At 67.9% G+C, this 21,385-nt stretch carries 16 protein-coding genes; 6 read left to right on the forward strand and 10 right to left on the reverse strand.

What is annotated here, in order from left to right:
* Window positions 1-56: 56 nt before the first annotated feature.
* Window positions 57-1,502: a gamma-aminobutyraldehyde dehydrogenase gene (locus tag AB0E63_RS27650; protein ID WP_360372299.1), complete on the forward strand. Its 1,446-nt coding sequence runs from the start codon at window positions 57-59 to the stop codon at window positions 1,500-1,502.
* Between the two features lie 4 nt (window positions 1,503-1,506).
* On the opposite strand, the gene lysA is transcribed toward AB0E63_RS27650, so the two are convergent.
* The 6 genes from lysA to AB0E63_RS27680 form a co-directional block, all read right to left on the reverse strand.
* Window positions 1,507-2,754 carry a diaminopimelate decarboxylase gene (gene lysA, locus AB0E63_RS27655; protein WP_360372302.1) on the reverse strand — a complete coding sequence of 416 codons (1,248 nt, stop codon included), beginning with the start codon at window positions 2,752-2,754 and terminating at the stop codon, window positions 1,507-1,509.
* On the reverse strand, window positions 2,751-4,106 hold the full coding sequence (locus AB0E63_RS27660; RefSeq protein WP_360372304.1) for a pyridoxal-dependent decarboxylase: 1,356 nt from the start codon (window positions 4,104-4,106) through the stop codon (window positions 2,751-2,753). Before AB0E63_RS27660 ends, lysA begins: the two co-directional genes overlap by 4 nt.
* Window positions 4,107-4,108: 2 nt before the next feature.
* Window positions 4,109-5,029, reverse strand: coding sequence for a universal stress protein (locus AB0E63_RS27665; RefSeq protein WP_360372307.1), 921 nt, complete (start codon window positions 5,027-5,029; stop codon window positions 4,109-4,111).
* Window positions 5,026-6,483: an amino acid permease gene (locus AB0E63_RS27670; RefSeq protein ID WP_360372310.1), complete on the reverse strand. Its 1,458-nt coding sequence runs from the start codon at window positions 6,481-6,483 to the stop codon at window positions 5,026-5,028. Before AB0E63_RS27670 ends, AB0E63_RS27665 begins: the two co-directional genes overlap by 4 nt.
* 93 nt (window positions 6,484-6,576) lie before the next feature.
* Window positions 6,577-7,602 carry an agmatinase gene (gene speB, locus AB0E63_RS27675; protein ID WP_360372313.1) on the reverse strand — a complete coding sequence of 342 codons (1,026 nt, stop codon included), beginning with the start codon at window positions 7,600-7,602 and terminating at the stop codon, window positions 6,577-6,579.
* Between the two features lie 24 nt (window positions 7,603-7,626).
* A complete protein-coding gene (locus tag AB0E63_RS27680; protein ID WP_360372316.1) occupies window positions 7,627-8,820 on the reverse strand; it encodes a serine hydrolase in 1,194 nt (397 codons plus the stop codon).
* Window positions 8,821-8,837: 17 nt separating this feature from the next.
* Between AB0E63_RS27680 and AB0E63_RS27685 the strand changes: the two genes are divergently transcribed.
* Window positions 8,838-9,884 (forward strand): serine hydrolase, encoded by a 1,047-nt coding sequence (locus AB0E63_RS27685; RefSeq protein WP_360372319.1) that lies wholly within the window; start codon window positions 8,838-8,840, stop codon window positions 9,882-9,884.
* 28 nt (window positions 9,885-9,912) lie between these two features.
* Here the strand turns inward: AB0E63_RS27685 and AB0E63_RS27690 are convergent, their stop codons facing one another.
* Complete coding sequence (locus AB0E63_RS27690; RefSeq protein WP_360372322.1) at window positions 9,913-10,815, reverse strand: serine hydrolase; 903 nt, start codon at window positions 10,813-10,815, stop codon at window positions 9,913-9,915.
* A gap of 89 nt (window positions 10,816-10,904) precedes the next feature.
* Between AB0E63_RS27690 and AB0E63_RS27695 the strand changes: the two genes are divergently transcribed.
* Window positions 10,905-12,344, forward strand: a complete 1,440-nt coding sequence (locus AB0E63_RS27695; protein WP_360372325.1) for a biotin carboxylase — start codon at window positions 10,905-10,907, stop codon at window positions 12,342-12,344.
* Window position 12,345: 1 nt separating this feature from the next.
* Here the strand turns inward: AB0E63_RS27695 and AB0E63_RS27700 are convergent, their stop codons facing one another.
* Entirely contained in the window at window positions 12,346-12,681 is a 336-nt protein-coding gene (locus AB0E63_RS27700) for a hypothetical protein (protein ID WP_360372327.1), read from the reverse strand.
* A gap of 97 nt (window positions 12,682-12,778) precedes the next feature.
* Window positions 12,779-14,740: a hypothetical protein gene (locus AB0E63_RS27705; protein WP_360372328.1), complete on the reverse strand. Its 1,962-nt coding sequence runs from the start codon at window positions 14,738-14,740 to the stop codon at window positions 12,779-12,781.
* A 235-nt stretch (window positions 14,741-14,975) separates the two neighbouring features.
* On the opposite strand from AB0E63_RS27705, the gene AB0E63_RS27710 reads away from it, so the two are divergent.
* Together AB0E63_RS27710 and AB0E63_RS27715 are read left to right on the forward strand one after the other, a co-directional pair.
* The gene (locus AB0E63_RS27710) at window positions 14,976-18,407 is read left to right on the forward strand and encodes an error-prone DNA polymerase (protein ID WP_360372330.1); all 3,432 of its coding nucleotides are present in this window, start codon (window positions 14,976-14,978) and stop codon (window positions 18,405-18,407) included.
* A 527-nt stretch (window positions 18,408-18,934) separates the two neighbouring features.
* Window positions 18,935-19,594, forward strand: a complete 660-nt coding sequence (locus tag AB0E63_RS27715; protein ID WP_360372333.1) for a hypothetical protein — start codon at window positions 18,935-18,937, stop codon at window positions 19,592-19,594.
* Window positions 19,595-19,833: 239 nt separating this feature from the next.
* On the opposite strand, the gene AB0E63_RS27720 is transcribed toward AB0E63_RS27715, so the two are convergent.
* Entirely contained in the window at window positions 19,834-20,415 is a 582-nt protein-coding gene (locus tag AB0E63_RS27720) for a GNAT family N-acetyltransferase (protein ID WP_360372336.1), read from the reverse strand.
* Between the two features lie 344 nt (window positions 20,416-20,759).
* Between AB0E63_RS27720 and AB0E63_RS27725 the strand changes: the two genes are divergently transcribed.
* Window positions 20,760-21,385 (forward strand): aminoglycoside phosphotransferase family protein (locus AB0E63_RS27725; RefSeq protein WP_360372338.1); only part of this gene is annotated, 626 nt, incomplete at its 3' end.

Consider the following 21,385-nt stretch of genomic DNA (forward strand, 5'->3'; position numbering starts at 1 on the left):
GTGAGCCTAGATTGAGGGCACGGGGGACGATTCGTTGGCCGTGCTAGGGGGTTCTCATGCCGGAGAAGAAGGTCTTCCACAACGTCATCGACGGAAAGGTCCAGGCCGCCGCGTCCGGGGCGATGATGGACATCGTCAACCCGTCCACCGGCGAGGTGTACGCGTCCGCGCCGAACTCGGACGAGAACGACGTCGATCAGGCCTTCCAGGCCGCGGCGACGGCGTTCGAGAGCTGGCGCTGGTCGACACCGAGTGAGCGGCAGCACGCGCTGCTGAAGCTCGCCGACGTGATCGAGGCCGGCGCCGAGGAACTGATCGCGATCGAGAGCGAGAACACCGGCAAACCGGTGGCCCTGACCCGGTCGGAGGAGATCCCGCCGATGGTCGACCAGATCCGCTTCTTCGCCGGCGCCGCACGGGTGCTGGAGGGCAAGTCGGCCGGCGAGTACATGCGCGGGTTCACCTCGTCGATCCGGCGCGAACCGATCGGCCCGGTCGCTCAGGTGGCGCCCTGGAACTACCCGATGATGATGTCGGTCTGGAAGTTCGCGCCGGCGCTGGCCGCCGGGAACACAGTGGTCCTGAAGCCGTCCGACACCACCCCGGCGTCGTCGTACTGGATGGTCGAGAGGATGCAGGAGATCTTCCCGCCCGGCGTCTGCAACCTGGTGTGCGGCGACCGTGACACCGGGGCCGCGCTGACCAAGCACAAGGTCCCGCGGCTCGTCTCGATCACCGGTTCGACGCGGGCCGGGATGGCCGTCGCGATGGCGGCCGCCGCCGACGTGAAACGGGCCCATCTCGAGCTCGGCGGCAAGGCGCCGGTGGTGGTCTTCGACGACGCCGACATCACGGCCGCGATCGAGGGCATCTCGGTGGCCGGCCTGTTCAACGGCGGCCAGGACTGTACGGCGGCCACCCGGGTGCTCGTGCAGGAAGGCATCTACGACGAGTTCGTGCAGGAGCTCACGGACGCCGCCCAAGAGACCAAGACGGGGTACGACCCGGCCGACGAGGACATCCTCTACGGGCCGATCAACAACGCCAACCAGCTCGGGCACGTGGCCGGCCTGGTCGACCGTGCGCCCGAGCACGCCCGGGTAACCACCGGCGGTCACCGGATCGGCGAGCGTGGCTACTTCTACGAGCCGACGATCGTCGCCGACCTGAAACAGGACGACGAGCTGATCCGGACCGAGATCTTCGGCCCGGTCCTGACCGTGCAGAAGTTCACCGAGGAGGACGAGGCATTGCGGCTGGCGAACGACAGCGAGTACGGCCTGGCCTCCTCGGTCTGGACGACCAACGTGAACACCGCGGCCCGGATGTCCGCCCGGCTCGACTTCGGCTGTGTCTGGGTGAACACCCACATCCCGCTGATCGCGGAGATGCCGCACGGCGGTTTCAAGCACTCGGGCTACGGCAAGGACCTGTCGATGTACGGGCTCGAGGACTACACGCGGATCAAGCACGTCATGCTCCATCACGGCTTCGAGGGTTGATCACTCAGTCCACGTCACGGGCCATCAGGTCGTCCCACGTCTCGCGCCGTACGACGAGACGTGGGACCCCGTCGTTCGCGAAGACCACCGGGATCCGGCGGTTGCCGTTGTAGTTGTTCGCCATCGTGTAGCAGTAGGCACCCGTGGCGGGGACGGCCAGCAGGTCACCGACGTGCGGATCGGCGAGCGGCACGCCGTCCACCAGGACGTCGCCGCTCTCGCAGTGCCGGCCGACCACGGTCACGGTCTCCGACGGCCCGTCGAAGCGACCCACGATGCCCGCCTCGAACCGCTGCTCGAACAACGCGACCTCCAGGTTGTCGCCCATACCGCCGTCCACCGCGACGAAGGTGATCACGCCCCGCTTCACCGTCGTGACCCGGTAGATCGTGGTCGCCGTCGTACAGACCATGCTGCGTCCAGGCTCGATGATGAGCTGCGCAGCAGCGGGGAGGTGCTGCTTCGCAGCGCCGATCAGGGCATCGAGGTACGCCGCCACCGTGGGCGGCTCGTCGGCCCAGGTGTACCGGGCACCGAGCCCACCGCCCAGGTCGTACATCTCGAACTCGCCGAGGCGCGCGACCGGTGCGACCGACTCCGCGAACGGCTCGACGTCGAGGATCTGCGATCCGACATGGACGTGCAGCCCGCGCATCCGCAGCCGCGGGCTGTGCTCGATCCGCTGGATCAGCGCGGCCGCGTCAGGCGGTGCGAGACCGAACTTCGAGCCCTCATGGCCGGTCAGCACGTGCGCGTGAGTGTCCGCGGTGACGCCCGGGATGATGCGCACCAGCACGTCCTGCGGGCGGCCGGTCGCTTCCAGCCGGTCCACGTCGTCGGCGTTGTCCACCACGACCAGGCCGATGCCGTGCTCGACCGCGAGAGCGATCTCCTCGTCGCTCTTCGCGTTACCGTGCAGGACGATCAGGCTCGGGTCGGCACCGGCCTTGAGCGCGGTCAGGATCTCACCGCCGCCCGCGACATCCAGGCCGAGACCTTCCTCGACCATCACCCGCTGGATCGCCGTACACGGGAAGGCCTTGGACGCGAAGACGGCGCGGGCGTTCGGCCAGCGGGCCGTGAGCTCGTCGCGGTACTCGCGGGCGCGGGCCCGGAGTGCCTGCTCGGCCACGACGAGGACCGGCGTACCGAACTCGGTGGCGAGGTCGTCCGCGCGGCAACCACCGACGACCACGGTGCCGTCGGCATCGAGCCGGCTGCCGGCCGGGAACAGCGAGAGCAGATCGTTCATGGCGCGGTCCGGGCCAGCACCTCACGGACCACGTCCAGGCTGGTGTCGGGATGGAGGAAGGCGAACCGGCCGATCGTTTCGCCCTCCCACTTGCTCGGTGGGATGAAGGCGACCTCGTCCTCGTGCAACTGCTGCGCCCACTTGTCGTAGTCCTTGCCGGCCCAGCCCAGCCGGCGGAACAGGACGACGCCGAGATCGGGCTCGCGGATCAGCTCGAGGTGCGGTTCGGCCTTGATCAACTCCGCGGTCTCCCGAGCCAGCCGGGCAGCGGCCTCGATCGCTTCCCGGTAGGCGTCCACGCCGTACACCGCGAGCGAGAACCAGAGCGGCAGGCCACGAGCCCGACGGGTCAGATGGTAGGCGTAGTCGGTCGGGTTCCATTCGCCGTCGGAGACGTGGATGACGTCCAGGTACGACGCGTCCTGGATGTGTGTGGCCCGTGCGAGCTCGGGCTCCCGGTAGAGCAGGGAACAGCAGTCGAACGGCGTGAACAGCCACTTGTGCGGGTCGAGGATGAACGAGTCGGCCTGCTCGATCCCGTCGTACTTCGGCCGGAGTGAGCGCGCGAAGATGCCGGAGCCGCCGTACGCGCCGTCGACGTGGAACCACCAGCCGTGCTCGTGGGCGATCGCGCCGCAGCCGGCCAGATCGTCGATGATGCCGGCGTTGGTGGTGCCCGACGTACACACGAGGGCGGCGATGTTGGACGGATCGGGATCGGCGGCGACCGCGGCCCGGACGGTATCGGCGGTGAGCCGGTGGTCGGGGGTGTCGACGACGAGGGCGTCGAGCTCGAGCAGGCGCAGCGTGTTGACGATCGACGAGTGCGCGTCGGTGCCGACGACGACCCGCAGTCTCCGGTCGGCGCCGAGCCGTTTCTTCGCGGTCTCCCGGGCGACCGCGAGCGCGGACAGGTTGCCGGCCGAACCGCCCGACACGAAGCAGCCGCCGGCGCTCGCGGGCAGGCCGGCCTCGTCGGCGATCAACCGCAGCACGGTGTTCTCGGCCGCGATCGCGCCGGAGGCCTCCAGCCAGGAGATGCCCTGGATCGACGCGCAGGAGACGAGCATGTCGAAGAGCAGGCTCGCCTTGGTCGGTGCGGCCGGGATGAACCCGAGGAACCGCGGGCTGTCCGCCGAGATCACGCTGGGCGCGATGACGGAGGCGTAGACACCGAGCACCTCGTCCGGCTGCCGGGGCGCGTCCCGGATCAGACCGTCGAGCCGCTCGTAGATCTCGTGTGCGGGCAGGGTGTTGCGGTCCAGTGGCACCGGGTTCATCCGCAGCCGGTTCTCGGCGTACGCGAGGACACTGCGCACCATCTGCTCAGTCGTCTGGTCGACCTCGTGCATGGTCAGTCCTCAGTAGCTCGTTCGGCGAGCTCCTCGGCCCGGCGGCGTGGCACGACCACGACCGGGACGGGGGAGTGCCGCAGGATCTTCGTCGCGCGGGAGCCGAGGAACACCCGGGCGACCGGGCCGAGCTCACTCGACCCAAGCACCAGGACGTCTCCCGGCTGCCAGCCGACTTCCTCGATCGCCTCCACCCAGCTGGAACCTGAGCCGATCACCGTGTCGACCTGTCCCGGTCCGCCCGGCAGATGCTTCACCTGGGCGAGCGTGCCGGCCACGGTCTTGTCCAGTTCCTTTCGCCACTCCTGCATGACCAGGTCTTCGGAGTCGGTGCCCAGCTGCGTGGTGTACGCCGGACGGGACCACACCGCGAAGGTTGCGATACGCAACGATGCGCCGACGTCGGCCGCGACGGTCGCCGCCGCCAGGACCAGGTCCTCGGCGCTCTGGCTCCCGCCGAACGCCGCGGTCACCCGGACCGCCTTGGCGTCCGGCGGGCACCGGAAGCCGCGCGTGGCCAGGGCGAGCGAGACATGCGAGCTGTGCACCAGCCGGTCCGTGACGCTGCCGAGCGCGATGTGCCCGAACACCCCGGCGGAGGAGGATCCGAGGACAATCAGCCGGGCGTCGTGCAGCTCGGCCATCTCGAGCAGGCCGGCCGGCGCCGAGCGCGCGCTGTGCCGGACGAACGCCGTCGGCACGTCGGTGGGGAGGAAGGACTTGGCCCGCTCGAGTGCCTGATCGGCTTCCTGGGCAAGGAATTCGCGGTACTCCGCATCCACCTTGGCCATGCCGGGGATCCACGGCGCCGGGACGACCGTGCAGACGATCAGGTCGTCGCCCGCGGACCGGGCCAGCATTCCCGCCAGGTGCAGGGCCGCCTTCCCTCGCTCGTCGGAGGCGTAGCCGACGATCATCGTCATGGCTGCTGCCCGTCGTCCTCGTCGTGGATCAGTCCGACGTGCTCGTGCCGCCCGAGGTGGGAGTGTTTGAAGCCGTAGAAGAAGTACCAGGCCAGGGCCACCGCGAGCCAGATCAGGAACACGTAGATCGTCACCGCACGCAGGTCCTTGATGATCCACAGACAGCCCAGGATCGACAGGATCGGCGTGACCGGATACCCCGGCACCTTGAAGCCCCGCGGCAGCTCCGGATGGGTACGGCGCAACACGATCACGCCGATCGACACCACCAGGAACGCGACCAGCGTGCCGATACTCGTCATCTCGGCCAGGAAGTTGATCGGGATCAACCCGGCCAGCAGGCAGATCAGCACCGCGACGATCACGGTGTTCGGCACCGGCGTGTGGGTGCGCGGGTTCACCTTGTGGAACAGCTCCGGAATCATCCCGTCGCGGGCCATCGCGAACAGGATGCGGGTCTGCCCGTAGATGACGATCAGCGTGACGCTGAAGATCGAGATCACCGCGCCCGCGGCCAGCACCGTGGCCGGCCAGGACGACCCGGTCACCTTCTCCAGGATCGCCGACAGACCGGCTTCCTGGTTCTCGAACTCGCCGGACGGCTGGGCGGCGACCGCGACGAACGTGACCAGGATGTAGAGCCCGGTGACCGTGACGAGGGCGATCAGGATCGCCAGCGGCATCGTCCGCCGGGGGTTCTTGACCTCCTCACCGGCGGTCGAGACGGCGTCCAGACCGATGTAGGAGAAGAAGATGATGCCGGCGGCCGAGGTGATCCCGCTGAGGCCGAACGGCGCGAAGTTCGACAGGTTGTCCGAGTCCCAGCCCTGCAGCCCGAGGATGATGAACAGCACCAGGACGCCGATCTTGATGCACACCATCACCGCGTTGGTCGTGGCCGACTCGCTCGCGCCGCGGATCAGCAGCAGCGTGCAGAGCGTGACCAGGATGACCGCGGGCAGGTTGAACACGCCGCCCTGCTCGGGGGCCTGCGACAGACTGTCGGGGATCTGGAAGCCGAAGAGGTTGTCGAACAACTCGTTCAGGTACTGCGACCAGCCGACCGCGACGGCGGCCGCGGACACGCCGTACTCGAGCAGCAGGCAGGCGGCCACCCCGATCGCCGGCAGCTCGCCGAGTGTCGCGTAGGCATATGAGTACGACGAACCCGAGACGGGGACCGCACTCGCCAGCTCGGCGTAGCAGATCGCGGTCAGCCCGGCCACCGCGCCCGCGATCACGAACGACCAGATCACCGCCGGACCCGCGACCGGCACGGCCTGCGCGAGAACGAAGAAGATACCGGTGCCGATGGTGGCGCCGATACCGAACATGGAGAGCTGGAACAGTCCGATCGAGCGGACCAGTTCGCTCTGCCCGCTGTCGGTCCCGGTCTCCTGCGCCATCTCCGGAACCGGCTTGCGGCGGAACAACTGCCGTGCCGTCATCGCCATGGTGCTGCCTCCCCTCGATGGAGGTGCCCGCCGATCCCCGCCACCCCCACCCTTCTTCGGAGTGTGGCACTCGGCCACCGCGCTGGGAACAGGTCAGTTCGGCTTTGGTCGGTCACTTAACAAAGGGTGAGCGGGATCCCACCGGGTGCCGTCCCGCTCGTCCTGGCGTTTACGGGCGATCGCTGACACCGCTTCCAGTACCACGCGGTTGGCCAGCGCGGCAGTGATGTCGGCATGGTCGTACGGCGGACTGACCTCGACCACATCCATCCCGGCCACGGGCAGCTCGAGGCAGATCCGGCGTACGGCGTCCAGCAGTTGACGGGCTGTCAGACCGCCGGGCTCGGGGGTCCCGGTGCCGGGTGCGTGGCCGGGATCGCAGACGTCGATGTCGACGGACAGGAAGACGGCGTCGCACTCGTCGGTGGCGATCGCGAACGCCTCGGTCATGCACTCGTCCAGGCCGCGGTGGCCGATCTCTGTCATCTCGTAGGACCGCATGTTCTGCTGGGCCATCCAGTCCAGCGTGTCCGGCGGCGGCCAGTACCCGCGCAATCCGATCTGCAGGAAGCGGTCGCCGCGCAGCGCACCGGACTCGATCAGCCGGCGCATCGGTTGCCCGTGGCCCCACAGCGAGCCGAACTCGATGTTGCCGGTGTCCGCGTGCGCGTCGAAGTGGATCATCGACACGCGGCCGTGGCCGAGCACGTTCGCGACCCCCTTCGCGTCCGGGAACGCGATCGAGTGGTCGCCGCCGAGCACGATCGGGATGGCGCCCGTACGGGTCACCTTCTCGACCGCCGCCTCGAGCGCGGGCAGGGCGACCTCGATGTCGCCGGAGTACATCTCGACGTCACCGGCGTCGACCACGTTCAGGTCGACCAGGCCGTCGGTGCGCAACGCCAGGCTCGGCCGCGAGCCGTCGTGGCCGAGGTAGTCCCGCATCCGGATCGCCATCGGGCCGAACCGGGCTCCCGGACGGTGCGAGGTCCCGCCGTCGAAGGGCGCGCCCAGGATGACCACCTGCGCGTCGGCGTACGACGCCGGATCGTCCAGATCACAGACCGGGACCCCGAGGAACGTGAAGTCCGGGCCGAACTGCTGGCCGTAGCGGCTCATCTTCGGAGTTTCGCACCCCGGCCCTCAAGCGTCCAGACGCGCGCCGATCGCCGCGAAGGTCCGCAGGGTGTCGATCAGGTACGTCGCGTTCTGCGGGTCCGGCCAGCTCGACAACTTCACGCCGACGGTCCGGGTCTCGCGGTGGACGTAGACCATCTGGCCGTGAATCCCCAAGCAGACAAGGGCTGTCCCGCGATGGTTCGGCACGAACCAGAACTGGTTGCGGTACCACCCGCCCGGAAGGACGGGCTCGTTGTCCGTGCCCGCGAAGGCCTCTCGGACGTCGGCGGGTGGCTGCCAGGAATCCGCGAGCCACTTGGCCGGCACGACCTTGCCACCGTCGTCGAGCAGCAGTTGCCCGAACCTCGCCAGGTCACGAGCGATCGCGGAGATGCCACCGTCGTGGACCGCGGAGCCGACCGGATCACAGGTGATGTCGGCATCCTGCTCGGCCCCCATCGGGATCCACACCAGGCTCGATACGAGGTCCGCCATCCGAATCCCGGCCGCGCGCTCACACACCCAGCCGAGCATGTCGGTGTCAGCCGATCGGTAGGTGAACGATCCGCCGTGGTCGGTCGCCGTACCCAGTGTGGTCAGGTAGCGGTACATGCCGACCGGATCGCTGTCCAGGCTCGGCCGCCAGCCCATCGACCGCTCCATGACCCGGACTTCCGAGTCGGGGGCCTGGTAGGTCTCGCTGAACGCCACACCGGTCCGCATGTCGAGCAGATGGCGCACGGTGGCGTCGCCATAGCCGCTGGTCGCCACTTCCGGGACGTAGTGCGTGAGCTGCGCTTCGACGTCGAGCACGCCGCGGTCGGCCAGGATCCCCGCGACACAGCCGACGATCGACTTGGACACGGACATCACGAGATGCGGGGTGTGTGGAGTCATCCCGGCCAGGTATTGCTCCTCCACGACCACGCCGTCGTGCATGACGATCAGCGCGTCGGTCCAGGTGTCGGTGAACACGCCGCCCGCGCGCGTGGTCGATCCGTCGAGGCGGCTGACCGGGGTTGCCTCCACCATCGGATCGAGTGCGGTGGTCAGCGTACGGACGTGGGCCGGATCGGCCGGGATGGCGTGTGTCGGCATCAGTTCACGCATGTGCCGGAAGGCCCAGCGGACGTTCGGCGGGTCCTGCCAGCCGGACAGGTCGACGAGGGTCTCGTCCGACGGCGGAAAGCCGGTCATCCGGTCGTCGGTGGCGCCCATGCGTCTACCATCGCATCATGCTCTGGCCGGGCACACTGCCGACCCAGCGTGTTTCCCGCGGGAACGGCCCGGTCCGGGAGCTTCCTTCGCGTCCATCCGACGTGCTCTCGGTCCCCGTGCGGAGGTACGACGGCACGCGCGCGACCGTGGCCGAGGTACTGGCCGACACGCACACCGACGCGTTCGTGATCGCGCGGAACGGTGCGGTGATCGCCGCGGGTGGCGTGCTGGATCAGCCACAGGCGGTGTTCTCGATCACCAAGTCGGTCGTCGGCTGCGTCGCCGGGATCCTGGCCGATCGCGGCGTACTGGATCTTGGTCGGCCGGTCACTCACTACGTGGGGGAGTTGGCAGGAAGCGGTTACAACGATGTGACCGTGCGGGACGTGCTCGACATGCGCAGTGGGGTGCACTTCGAGGAGGACTACACCAACCAGCAATCCGATGTCCGACGGTTGGACCAGTGGTTGGCGGACAAACATCGCCTGTACGACTTCCTCACGACATTGCGAGCGGAAGCACCCCATGGCAGCCGCTTCCTCTACCGGTCGGCGGAGACCGACGTACTCGGCTGGGTGTGCGAGCGTGCAGGGGACGCTCCGATGGCCGAACTGGTGTCGTCGCTGGTGTGGGCGCCACTGGGCGCGGAGCACGATGCCGAGTTCCTGACCGACGTGTCCGGAACCGCTGTGCATGACGGTGGTCTCGCGGTGACGGCCCTCGACCTGTTGCGCTTCGGACTGATGCTGGCGGCTCACCCGAAGTGGTTGCGGCGAGCATGGGCAGTCGACGCGCAGGCTCGGCGCGACTTCCTAGCATCCCCGGCCGAGGCGTCCTTCCCCGGTGGCTGGTACCGCAACCAGTTCTGGTTCCGTCCCGGCCCTCACGGCAATGTCCTGCTGGGCTTGGGAATCCACGGACAGATGCTCTACGTCTCCCGCCGTACCCGCACCGTCTGCGTCAAACTCTCAACCTGGCCGGACACCCAACATCCGGCCCACCTCCAAGACACCCTCCGCGCCTTCGACGCCCTCACCCCAGTCCCGCGCAGCACGATCATCTGACGTCGGAGACTTTGAAGCTGGCGCGCAGTCACTTCAGACGGTCGAGGATCAGCTCGTGGATCGCCTCGAGTAGGTCCGCCTCCACTTCGGAGTGTGCGGTGACCGTGACGGTGGTCCGTGTCTCGGGGCTGATGAGAGCGTATTGGCCGTAGCGGCCGTCCATCCGATAGATGCCGGCTCGGTCGATCCACACGCCCAGCCCGTAGCCGAGGGTGAACCGCTCGCCCCAGTCGAGAGTACTTGTGTCAACGCGTTCGGCAGCCATCCGTCGTACGTAGCTCGCCGGCAGGACCTGTGCGCCATTCCAAACACCGTCCTGCAGCAGTAACCGGGCAAAGCGGGCGAGCTCCTCGGTGCGAAGGAAGAGATCGCTTTCGGCGAACGGATACCCGCGTGGACAGGTGTGCCACGGCGGGTTGTGCAGGTCCAGCGGTGCGAACAGACGCGGCAGGAGGTAGGAACGCACGTCCGCGCCGGTCGCGCGCTCGACGACTCGGCCGACCGCGTACACGCCCGAACCGGTGTAGGCGAACCGGCTCCCGGGAACGGCGTCGAGCGGCGCGGCAACGATCTCCTGGAGAAGGTCCGGGGTGTCGATACGCTCGTCGGCGGACCAGTCGTGGCTGGTGCCGCTGGTCATGGTCATCAGTTGGCGCAAGGTGACGTCCTCGACCCCGTCCGCGGCAGTGCTCCGGAGCTCGGGGACGTGATCGAGGAGGCGATCGTCGAGGGTGAGGCGTCCCTCGGCCTCCGCGAGCCCGACCGCGACCGAGGTAAACGTCTTCGCGATGGAGTAGACGTTCACTCGGTCATCGGATCGGACCCGATGCTCGACCGGCGCGCTGCCTTCGCGGTACAGGTGGATCCCGTACACGCCCAGGCTCCGCTCGCGATCCGCGCGGAGGAAGTCGTCGAGAACATCGTCGCGCATCGTCGCACCGTACCTCTGAGACGCATCCCCCGACCATGACAGAACGCCCTTGCGGTCCTACTGTGAATGGACCAGGGGAGGGGTGGGGGATGAACCAGAAGCTGAACGGGATCGCCGAGATCCGGACGTTCTTCCGGACCAACACCCAGCCGATCTACTTCTTCGGGCCGACCGCGTTCAACCTGCTCGGCATCGACCGCTGGGTGCGCAACTTCCAGTACGTCGTCTACTACGACTCCTGGGACGGCACCCACCCCCGGGTGTTCGCGCCGAAGGACCAGCCGTACGTCGAGTTCGAGTCGAGCGAGCAGATCAACAACTACCTGCTCCGCGACCCCGAGGTGCAGGCATACCTGCGCAAGCGCGGCGGTACGCCGATGGTCGTCATGGTGTTCTTCGACGAGGAGACCGAGGAGATCTGCCGGGAGCTCGGCTACCAGCTGATCATGCCCTCGGACGAGCTGCGCCGCCGGCTCGACTCCAAGATCGTCACCACCCAGCTCGGCAACGAGGCCGGCGCCCCCTCGGTGCCCAACGTCATCGGTACGGCGTCGTCGTGGAAATCGTTGAAGGAGCTTGCCGCCTCGGCCGGACTCGGCCGTGACCTGGTCGTGCAGACGCCGTACGGCGACTCCGGCAAGACCACGTTCTTCATCACCGGGAAGAAGGACTGGGAGAAGTACGCCGAGGACATCATCGGCGAGCAGCTCAAGGTGATGAAGCGGATCGACAACAAGGCCGCCGCGGTCGAGGCCTGTATCACTCGGCACGGCACGATCGTCGGGCCGTTCATGACTGACCTGACCGGCTATCCCGAGCTCACGCCGTACAAGGGCGGGTGGTGCGGGAACGACCTCTTCCCGGAGGCGCTGACGCCTGTGCAGCGGGCGCTCGCGATCGACCACGTGCAGCGGCTCGGCGACCGGCTCGCTCGCGAAGGGTACCGGGGCTTTCTCGAGATCGACGTACTGGTCGACCTGGCGACCGACGAGGTGTATCTCGGGGAGCTCAACCCGCGGATCTCCGGTGCCTCGTCGATGACGAATGTGACCGCCGGCGCGTATGCCGACGTACCGCTGTTCCTGTTCCATCTGCTCGAGTTCATGGACGCCGACTACGTCGTCGACGTGGCCGAGATCAACGAGCGCTGGCGTGACCTGGCCGCGGTGGACGTGTGGGCACAGCTGATCATGAAGGAGCCGGCCGACCAGGTCGAGCGGATCCTGCAGGCACCACGGACCGGGACCTGGCACCTCGGCGAGGACGGTACGCTCGAGTTCGTTGGGGCTGCCAACGACTGGCACGATGTGACGCATGAGGACGAGGCCTTCTTCCTCCGCGTCTACGGTCCGGGTGACTACCGCTTCAAAGGCGCGGACCTCGGCATCCTGGTCACCAAGGGTCGCATGCAGACCCCCGAAGGCCTGACGCCTCGCAGTCGCCGCTACATCAGCGGCATTCGCGCCCAGTACGCCTCCGAACCCCTCGCCGAGCCGCCCGTGCTGGTCCCGATCGGCTACGTCAAGTAGTTCAGAGCGGTCTGAGGTCTGATCCGGGGATCCAGGTGACCTGGCCGTCCTTGTCGCAGAAACGGCCGAGCCACTCGCCGTTGTCGCGGATCCAGACGTCGAGCTCGCCGGTGGTCCACTCGGCCCGCTGGACCTGCTGGGCCGGGTCGATCTTGCGGACGGCGTCGGCCGGTCGCGGACCGTGAGCGTCGTACTGAACGTCGAGATCACTGGCTACCCTGCGGGCCTCCGTTTCGTCGTCGATACCGATCGCACGCCACCCGTTGACCGCTCCGTCCCAGACGCCGAATCTGTTCGATCCGTCGTCGGACGGGCGCACCGTGAACCGACCAAGCATGTTTTCAGATTACCGCGTCTTCGAACACATGTTCTAGTCTTGATGTCCACGGGAGGTGTGTGCGATGGAGATCAGCGGTAGCCGCCGGCGAGGCTGCTCAGTGTGGTCGGCTGAGGCTCCGCCAGGAACGGCCGATCCGGGTTCGGCGGAACGCGGACCAGAGTGGATGCCTGGCCGCACGGCGGATCAGTCGGCGCTGGGCGATTCGCCGTACGCCGCGGGTCGTCGGGCGCTGTCGAGGTGGGTTCGGCGGACCTGGCGCCGCAGCCATGGAGAGGTCGCGTACTGCTGCGCGGACGGCTGGCGGGAGGTGGCTGTTGATTTCGGCCAGGTGTTGCTCGAAGGATGCCCTCCACAGCGCCTGTCGGAGTGCTGCCTCATCCACGGCGGAGCTGGTGCCGGCTGCCGAGGCCGCCCACAGCGTTTGGATGGTCTGCGGTTCGAATCCTTCCAACTCCGAGCCGGTGATGAGCTCTCCGATGAGGTCGCGATCCGGCGCGTCGGCGAGGCGTCGGAGCAGGGCCTTGGCCCTGGCCCGATTGCCCGGTTCCGGTTTGAAGAACGGAACGTCCGCCCACTCGGGGATCAGCCGACGGACCAGGTCGCGGTGCAGGGCGTTCTCGAGCCGTTGGGTGGGATCGAGCGCGAAGGCGCCGCGGACGAAGGACGGGATGAGCAGCGGCGAGACCACGCCGCTGCGCTCACCTGTTGTTCCCCAGCGGCGGAGCCGTTCGACCAGGTAGAAGTAGTCGAGCATGGTCGCGTTCTCGATGCCGCCGTGAACCGCCTCGCGCAGTACGAGCTCGATCTGTGCGGAGACGGCGGCGCGCGCCTCGTCGGACGGGCCGGTCGCGGTCACCAGCCGACTCTGCAGACGGCTGACGAACGCCGCGAGCTTCGGTTCGAGCGGCAGGGCATCGAGCTGGAGGACATCGGTCGGGTAGAAGTGCCCGTGCGCGAGCTCGCCACCCGCGCCGCCGATCGCGAGGTGCGCGACGCCCGACAGGCTGCTGGGTGGAGTGTGAAAGAGGTAGCTGGCCGGTCTGAGGCCATCGGCGTACCGGTGCCACCGGAGGGCGCGGCTGACGAGGGCAGGAGTGGCCGGCCGAGCCTGTGGAGATTGGGCTGGTGCGGTGCGAGGGGTCACGGCGTGCTCTACCTGGAAGGGGAGCAGACCCACGAGGTCCTCGGCGACCTGGAGCTCGCCCGGCACCGCGTCGTAACTGTTGAGGCGCAGGTCCACACCTGCGGACAGGAAGGCCGCGGCGACCACACGGGAGTCCCGGCCGCCGCTGAGATCCACAGTCGGCCTTTCCGGCCAGAGGTGATCGACCGACCTCGCCACATCGCGCAGCGCCTCAGCGGTTTCGTCGGCGGCGTCCACACCGTCGCCGGACCAGACACTACTGATCTCGACACGGCTGACGGTTCGCCGGCGTTGCCTGCCCTCGGCCACGATCCGGGTCGCACCTGGCACGGCCAGCACCCCCTCGTACGGCGTGGTGTCGTCCATGAACCAGCCGCAAGCGGCCGCATAGCGCCAACCTCGCTGAGCCGCCCTGGCCATGACGCCGGCGAACAAGAGCGCCGCGACCGGCCGATTGCTCCAGACCCAGCCGTCAGGCAGCCGAAGCTGGAACAGGCGCCCCACTCCGATGGAATCGGTGAACAGTTCCAGTCGTTCGTCGGCTGGGTCCAGGACGGCCATCGTGAACGGCGGTGCCAGATCCAGGAATCGGCCGGGCGCCTGAAGAACCGCTCGCGCCAATTGTCCAGGAGCGTTGGGCAGTGGGACGTCGCCGACGATCCGTTCATACCCGAGGGGTGCATGCAGACTCGCGACCCGGAGATCGCCGCTGTCCTGCCAGCACGGCCACAGGCAGTCGCGTTCGCTGCGATCCCAGACGTGCAGCCCGACTGTCCGCGCATCATGTCCCTGGTGGGTGACTGCCTCATGCCAGAGGCCGCCGTAGTAGGCCTCGACCCGCTGTCGGCCCTCAGCGACCCGTTGATTGTCGTCGCCGGGTCGGTCGAAGAAATAGGCGATCACAGTCTCCACAATGCGCAGGATGCTAACGCCGCAACGGCCATCGGCAACACCCTCCGTGAATTGTTGAATTCCGTCCCTTTTGCACCGGGTTGAGCAGGAGGAAAGAAACGTTTGACTAAATCGTCGCGGATTTTGCCATATCTGCAAAGCACCGTGGCCGGGCGATCGGCAGTCGCGGGAGGCTCTCGGCTACGTCGTCCTTAAGGGAACACATGTTCTAGTATGATGGTGAGGAGGTGTTGCGATGGGCTACAACAATCCGCCGATCAAGTGGTCGGAGCTGGAGCGGAAGCTGTCGGACCGGTCCCGGCCGGGCAGTCACGGTGACCGGCCGGTGACGGCTGACGGCGGGGACAGCCCGGCATGGTCGCAGCACCGCGGTCCGTATGTGCCCTCGAAGGCCGTCGCCGTCCGCCCGGAGCACGTGGTGCCCTACGCGGAGCTGCACGTGCATTCGAACTTCTCCTTCCTGGACGGCGCCTCCCAGCCGGAGGACCTGGTCGAGACCGCGGTCCGGCAGGGTCTGCACGCGCTGGCGATGACCGATCACGACGGGTTCTACGGCGCGGCCCGGTTCGCCGAGGCCGCGGCGGCGTACTCGTTGCCTACCGTGTTCGGGGCGGAGCTGTCGCTCGGGCTGACCGGCCCGCAGAACGGAGTGGCCGACCCCGAGGGCAGTCACTTGCTGGTGCTGGCGGAGGGGCAGGAGGGGTATCACAAGCTGGCCGGCGCGATCACCGAGGCGCAGTTGGCCGGCGGGGAGAAGGGCAAACCGGTCTACGACCTGGAGGAGCTGGCGGCTTCCGGCCGGGATCACTGGCTGATCCTGACCGGCTGCCGGAAGGGGCTGGTCCGGCAGGCGCTGGAGCTCGGCGGACACGCCGGCGGGCCGGCCGCGGCGGGGCGTGAGCTGGACCGGCTGACCGGGTTGTTCGGCCAGGACCGCGTGGTGGTCGAGCTGATCGACCATCACCTCCCCGCGGACACCAGCCGGAACCGGATCCTGGCCGGCCTGGCCGCCGACCGCGGCCTCCCGGTGGTTGCCACGAACAACGTTCACTACGCCACCCCGGCGCAGCACAAGCTGGCCGCCGCGCTGGCCGCCGTCCGGGCCCGGCGGGACCTGGACACGATGGACGGCTGGCTGCCGCCGAGCGGGATGGCGTTCCTGCGCTCGGGCGAGGAGATGGCGGCCCGCTTCCATCGGTACGACGGGGCCGTGGCGCGGTCGGTGACCCTGGCCGACCAAGTCGCCTTCGACCTGGCCAGGGCGAAGCCGAAGCTCCCACTGCGCGACGTGCCGAAGGGGGAGACGCCGATGTCGTGGCTGCGGCATCTGACCTTCGAGGGCGCCGCCAAGCGGTACGGGACCCGGAAGCAGCGCCCGGATGCGTACGAGCGGCTGGAGCGCGAGCTGGCCGTCATCGAGGAGAAGGAATTCCCGGGGTACTTCCTGATCGTCGAGGACATCGTCCGGTTCGCGCACGACCATGGGATCCTCTGCCAGGGCCGGGGCTCGGCGGCGAACTCGGCGGTCTGTTACGCGCTCGGGATCACCGCGGTGGACAGCATCCTCTACGACCTGCCGTTCGAGCGGTTCCTCGCCACGACCCGGGCCGAGGAGCCGGATATCGACGTCGACTTCGACTCGGATCGCCGTGAGGAGGTGATCCAGCACGTCTATCAGAAGTACGGCCGTCGCAATGCCGCCCAGGTGGCGAACGTGATCTCTTATCGTCCGAAGTCCGCCGTACGCGATATGGCGAAGGCCATGGGGTATTCGGTCGGTCAGCAGGACGCGTGGTCGAAACAGGTGGACGGGTGGAGTCCGGAGATCACCTCGACCGAGCACGACATCCCACCGCGGGTGGTGACGATGGCGACCGAGTTGCTGAAGTTCCCACGGCACTTGGGGATCCACTCCGGCGGGATGGTGCTGACCGAGCGCCCGGTGGGGGAGGTGGTGCCGATCGAGCACGCCCGGATGGAGGACCGCACGGTTCTCCAGTGGGACAAGGACGACTGTGCCTGGATGGGGCTGGTGAAGTTCGACCTGCTCGGGCTCGGGATGCTGGCCGCGTTGCAGTACTGCATGGAGATGGTCCGCGAGCAACTGGGAGAGTCGTGGCTGTTGCACACGATCCCGAAGGAGGAGGCCGGGGTCTACGACCAGCTGTGCCGGGCGGACTCGGTGGGCGTGTTCCAGGTCGAGTCCCGGGCCCAGATGGCGACGCTGCCCCGGCTGAAACCGCGGCGGTTCTACGACCTGGTCACCGAGATCGCGCTGATCCGGCCCGGCCCGATCCAGGGCGGCGCGGTCCATCCGTACATTCGCCGCCGGACCGGTGAGGAGCCGGTCACCTACCTGCACCCGAAGCTGCGGCCGGTGCTGGAGCGGACCATGGGTGTGCCGCTGTTCCAGGAGCAGCTGATGCAGATGGCGATGGCGGTCGGCGAGATCGACGGCGACGAGGCCGACCTGCTCCGCCGGGCGATGGGATCCAAACGCGGGATCGAGAAGATCTCGTCCCTGAAGGAGAAGCTGTACGCCGGGATGGCGGGCAACGGGATCATCGGGGACCTGGCCGACGAGATCTACGCCAAGATCGAAGCCTTCGCGAACTTCGGGTTCGCCGAGTCGCACTCGATCAGCTTCGCCCTGCTGGTCTACTCCAGCACCTGGCTGCGGCTGCACTACCCGGCCGCGTTCCTGGCCGCGTTGCTGCGGGCGCAGCCGATGGGGTTCTACTCACCACAGTCCCTGGTCGCCGATGCCCGTCGGCACGGCGTGGAGGTGCGGCGACCACACCTGCACCTGTCCGGAGTCGACGCCGGGCTCGAGGTGCTGGTGGACGGGCAAGAGCTCACCGCGCCGACCGGGTCGCCTTCGTGTTTGGTGGATCCGCAGCCGGTGGTCGGTCCGTTCGATCCGAAGGCGCCGGCCGATACCACCTTCCATCGCCGTGACGGCGCGTTCGCGGTCCGGCTCGGGTTGTCCGAGGTGCGCACGATCGGCGAGAAGGGTGCGAAGCTGATCGTCGAGGAGCGCGAGCGTGGTGGGCCGTTCAGCGAGATGGCCGACCTCGTCCGGCGTACCGGGATCACCGCCGCGCAGGTCGAGGCGCTCGCGACCGCGGGAGCCTTCGACTGCTTCGGCCTCGATCGCCGGCAGGCATTGTGGGAAGCCGGCCGCGCTGCCGAGGAGCGGCCCGGTCAGCTCGCCGGGATCACCGCCGCCGGTCCGCCGCCGACCCTGCCTGGGATGAGCGACGTCGAAGCCGACATGGCCGACCTGTGGTCCACCTCGATCACCACCACCAGTCACCCGATGCAGCGCGTCCGCGACCAACTCCGCGCCGAAGGCATCCTGTCCGCGGCCCAGCTCCGCCAAGCCCCGAACGGAGCCCGCGTCCGCGTCGCCGGCGTCGTCACCCACCGCCAGCGCCCCGCAACCGCCTCGGGCGTCACGTTCATGAACCTCGAAGACGAAACCGGCATGGCCAACATCGTCATCACGGTAGGCTGCTGGCACCGCCACGCCGCCGTAGCCCGCAACGCCGGCGCCCTCATCATCCGCGGCCGCGTAGAACGAGCCGGCGAAGTCACCAACCTCTCCGCCGACCACCTCCAACGCCTCCCCCTAGCCCCCCAAACCAAATCCCGAGACTTCCGCTAACCCAACCGACACCACTCCACCTGCTGTCCTGTCGACCACCTCCGCCCAAACGGACACCGCTTCGCGGCGGCTGCTAGTTGGCCGCGCGCGAACGGTGGTCACAGGTCACGTACTGCGCGGACGGACTGTGGGCAGATGCTGTTGCCCGCGTTCGGCGCGCGAGTACGCGGCCTGCTGGAAAGTCACCGGAACTGGCAGGCGGGCGGCCAGCCATCGCAGACCGGCCGGCGCGGTCCCCTTCCAATAAACCAGGACAGTCTGACGGTCCTTCAGGACCCGAACCCCGCCCGCGCCACTGTCGCCCCGATGATCGGCAAACCACTCAGCCAGCCTGCGCCCGGCTCTCTCCGCCCGAGTCCGACGCAGTCCCGCGTCAGAGTCACCGCCCATCCTCATCATTCGACACTACAGGCGATTCCCGGTACGGAGTGAAATGGGACGGCTCCAAGGAAACTGCGTTGAGCTCATCCGTACCGGGGGAAGAGCGCGTCCCGGGGTGTGCCATACGGTCGGCGCGTGGGGGTGGTGTGCACGTGATAGGTCACGCGCTGGTATCCGTTCCGCGGCCGGCCACCCGGATAGGTTGGGACCGCTCGATCGCCGTGGGGTTCGCGGTCGGGTCAGCCTGTTTCTTCATCGGGCCGTTCCCCGGGTTCGTCCAGCTGGTGGGTACGGCGGCCGACGGCGTGGTCTTCTTCGCCGGCTCCATCTTCTTCACCCTCGCCGCTGCCATGGAACTGCGGGAGGGAACCGTCCGCCGCGGGCATCGCTGGGGTCGTGACCCGTCCTGGTGGAGTGCCGCGATTCAGTTCGTCGGCACTCTTCTGTTCAACCTCAGCACGTTCTCCGCGATGCAGGAAAGCCTTTCGACGCAGCAGGAGAACCGGCTGATCTGGACGCCCGATGTGTTCGGCTCAGCATGCTTTCTGGTGTCCGGCGCGCTGGCCTACCGAGTCACGGCCGGACCGGGCCTCCTCCCGAGGCGGATGGACCGGGCGTATACGACGGCCGCCGTTAATCTGCTCGGATGCGTGCTGTTCGGGATCTCGGCCATCGCCTCGTTCGTCGTACCATCCACCGGCTCGATACTCGACCTGGCCGCCGCAAACTGGTGCACCGCACTCGGCGCCCTCTGCTTCTTCATCGGTGCCCTCCTGAGCTGGCCCACTTCGCCCGACGCGAGCTAGTCCTGCCGCACCCACTGGGCTCACAGACTGTGAAGCGGCAGCGTCGCAGCCTGCGCCATGATCAGCCCTGCGCGCGTGGCAGCTCGCCGACTCAGTTGCCTCGTCGCAGCATCCGAGGCGCCATGTAGCTGCTGATCCGTCGGTCGCGAGGCGCCGGATATCCGCAGCTGAACGCGGGATATCGATGTCTAGCCGGCATGCAATGGATGTGCCCTCTGCTTGTTCGAAACGGTTGCTGCTCAGGTGTCGGTGTACAGGCGGCCGTGGACGTGCCAGTCGTGCCAGCCGTCGGTGTGCTTGATCGCCTGCCGCAGGGTGCCCTCGTGCTTGTATCCGGTGCGCTCGGCGACTCGGCAGGACGCGGTGTTGGCGGTGGAATGCTGGATGTTCAGCCGGTTGAACCCGATCAGCCCGAAAGCCCAAGCGGACAAGGCATCCACTGATCTCGCGGCGATGGCTTGGCCCCGGGCTTCTGGGGTCACCCAGTAGGACAGGCCGGCTGAGCCCTCGGCCAGAGAGATGTTGCGCAGTCCGACTTGGCCGAGCGGCTGGTCGTCGCCATCGACGACCGCCCAGCTCGCCGCTGTCTCGGTGTCCCAGCGGTCGGCCCACTGCCCGGCCCACTCACTTGCCTCCTCGAGAGTGTCGAGCCGCCGGACGTGCCAGCGCTGGATGTCAGGACAGGCGAACGCGGTCTGCACCATTGCGGCGTCGCTCCCCTTCCACGGACGAAGTACCAGTCCGTCGTTGGTCGCCAGACGCGGCTGTGCGGCGTCCCGCAACGTTCCCTGAGGCAAGGCCGGATCCACGAGCAGAGGCATGCTGCGATGCTAGTGCGGGCCGATCCGGCTGGTCACTCACGGCCCTCCGCTGTACCTGCTGCGAGTGTGTGAGTGACCTACCTAGTAAGCGCAGCCGGAGGCACGAAGGCGACTTCGGGAATGCGAAGCACCGTCGATTCGGACCCGCACGACGACACGGTGTGAGGCTCACCCGTCCGACGAACTCGTTGTCCCTCCACGTGATCAGGTAGTCCACCTCACCCGCCTGCTCCATCGCGACCGTTCCAGATGGTGTCGGCCATCTAGCAGCCGGGTCGCTGCCTGTGGCGGGTTAGTTAGAAAACCCTTATCGCCGCAGGCCCCTGGCGAATAGGCTCGCGCTCATGACCGACGGCGACTGGAGGGATGGCGGGTTCAGGCAGCGTCGGCCCTCCGTGGAGACTCTGGCCTGGGTTGCGGCGTCGATGGGTCGGGGCAGTCGCGTCGTTGGCTATCGCCGATTGACCGGTGGCGTCTGCTCCGCCGTGCATCGGCTGACTGTCGAGCGACGTGGAATGCGAACGTTCGTCGTACTGCGGCAGTACCCGGGCGGGCTTGGCCTGCAGGGGGCCTTGGAGAAGGAGATTGCCAATCTTGGTGTGGTGGCGGGAAGCGGGCTCCCGGTTCCGGGCATCCTGGCTACTGATGTTGGTGGTGCTTCGACGGGGGGCGCGCCATCGTTGCTGATGACCCGGTTGCCGGGGCATGTTCACCTCAATCCGGCCGAACCTCGGTCGTGGATGACGAGGATCGCGGAGATTGCTGTATTGCTGCATTCCCTCGATCTCCCCGCGAAGAGGTTCAGACCTTGGACGGATTCTTGGATCGCTCCTCTAGACGGGTTCCAGGTGCCGGTCGACGCACAGAAGCCGGCTGTGTGGAAGGCGGCGTTTGGTGTCATGGCGGCGCCGCCGCCAAAGGACACTGCCGTCTTTCTGCACTGCGATCTCCTGCCTGTCAACATGCTGTG

This window comes from Kribbella sp. NPDC026596, assembly GCF_040638415.1.
Classification (GTDB): Bacteria; Actinomycetota; Actinomycetes; order Propionibacteriales; family Kribbellaceae; genus Kribbella.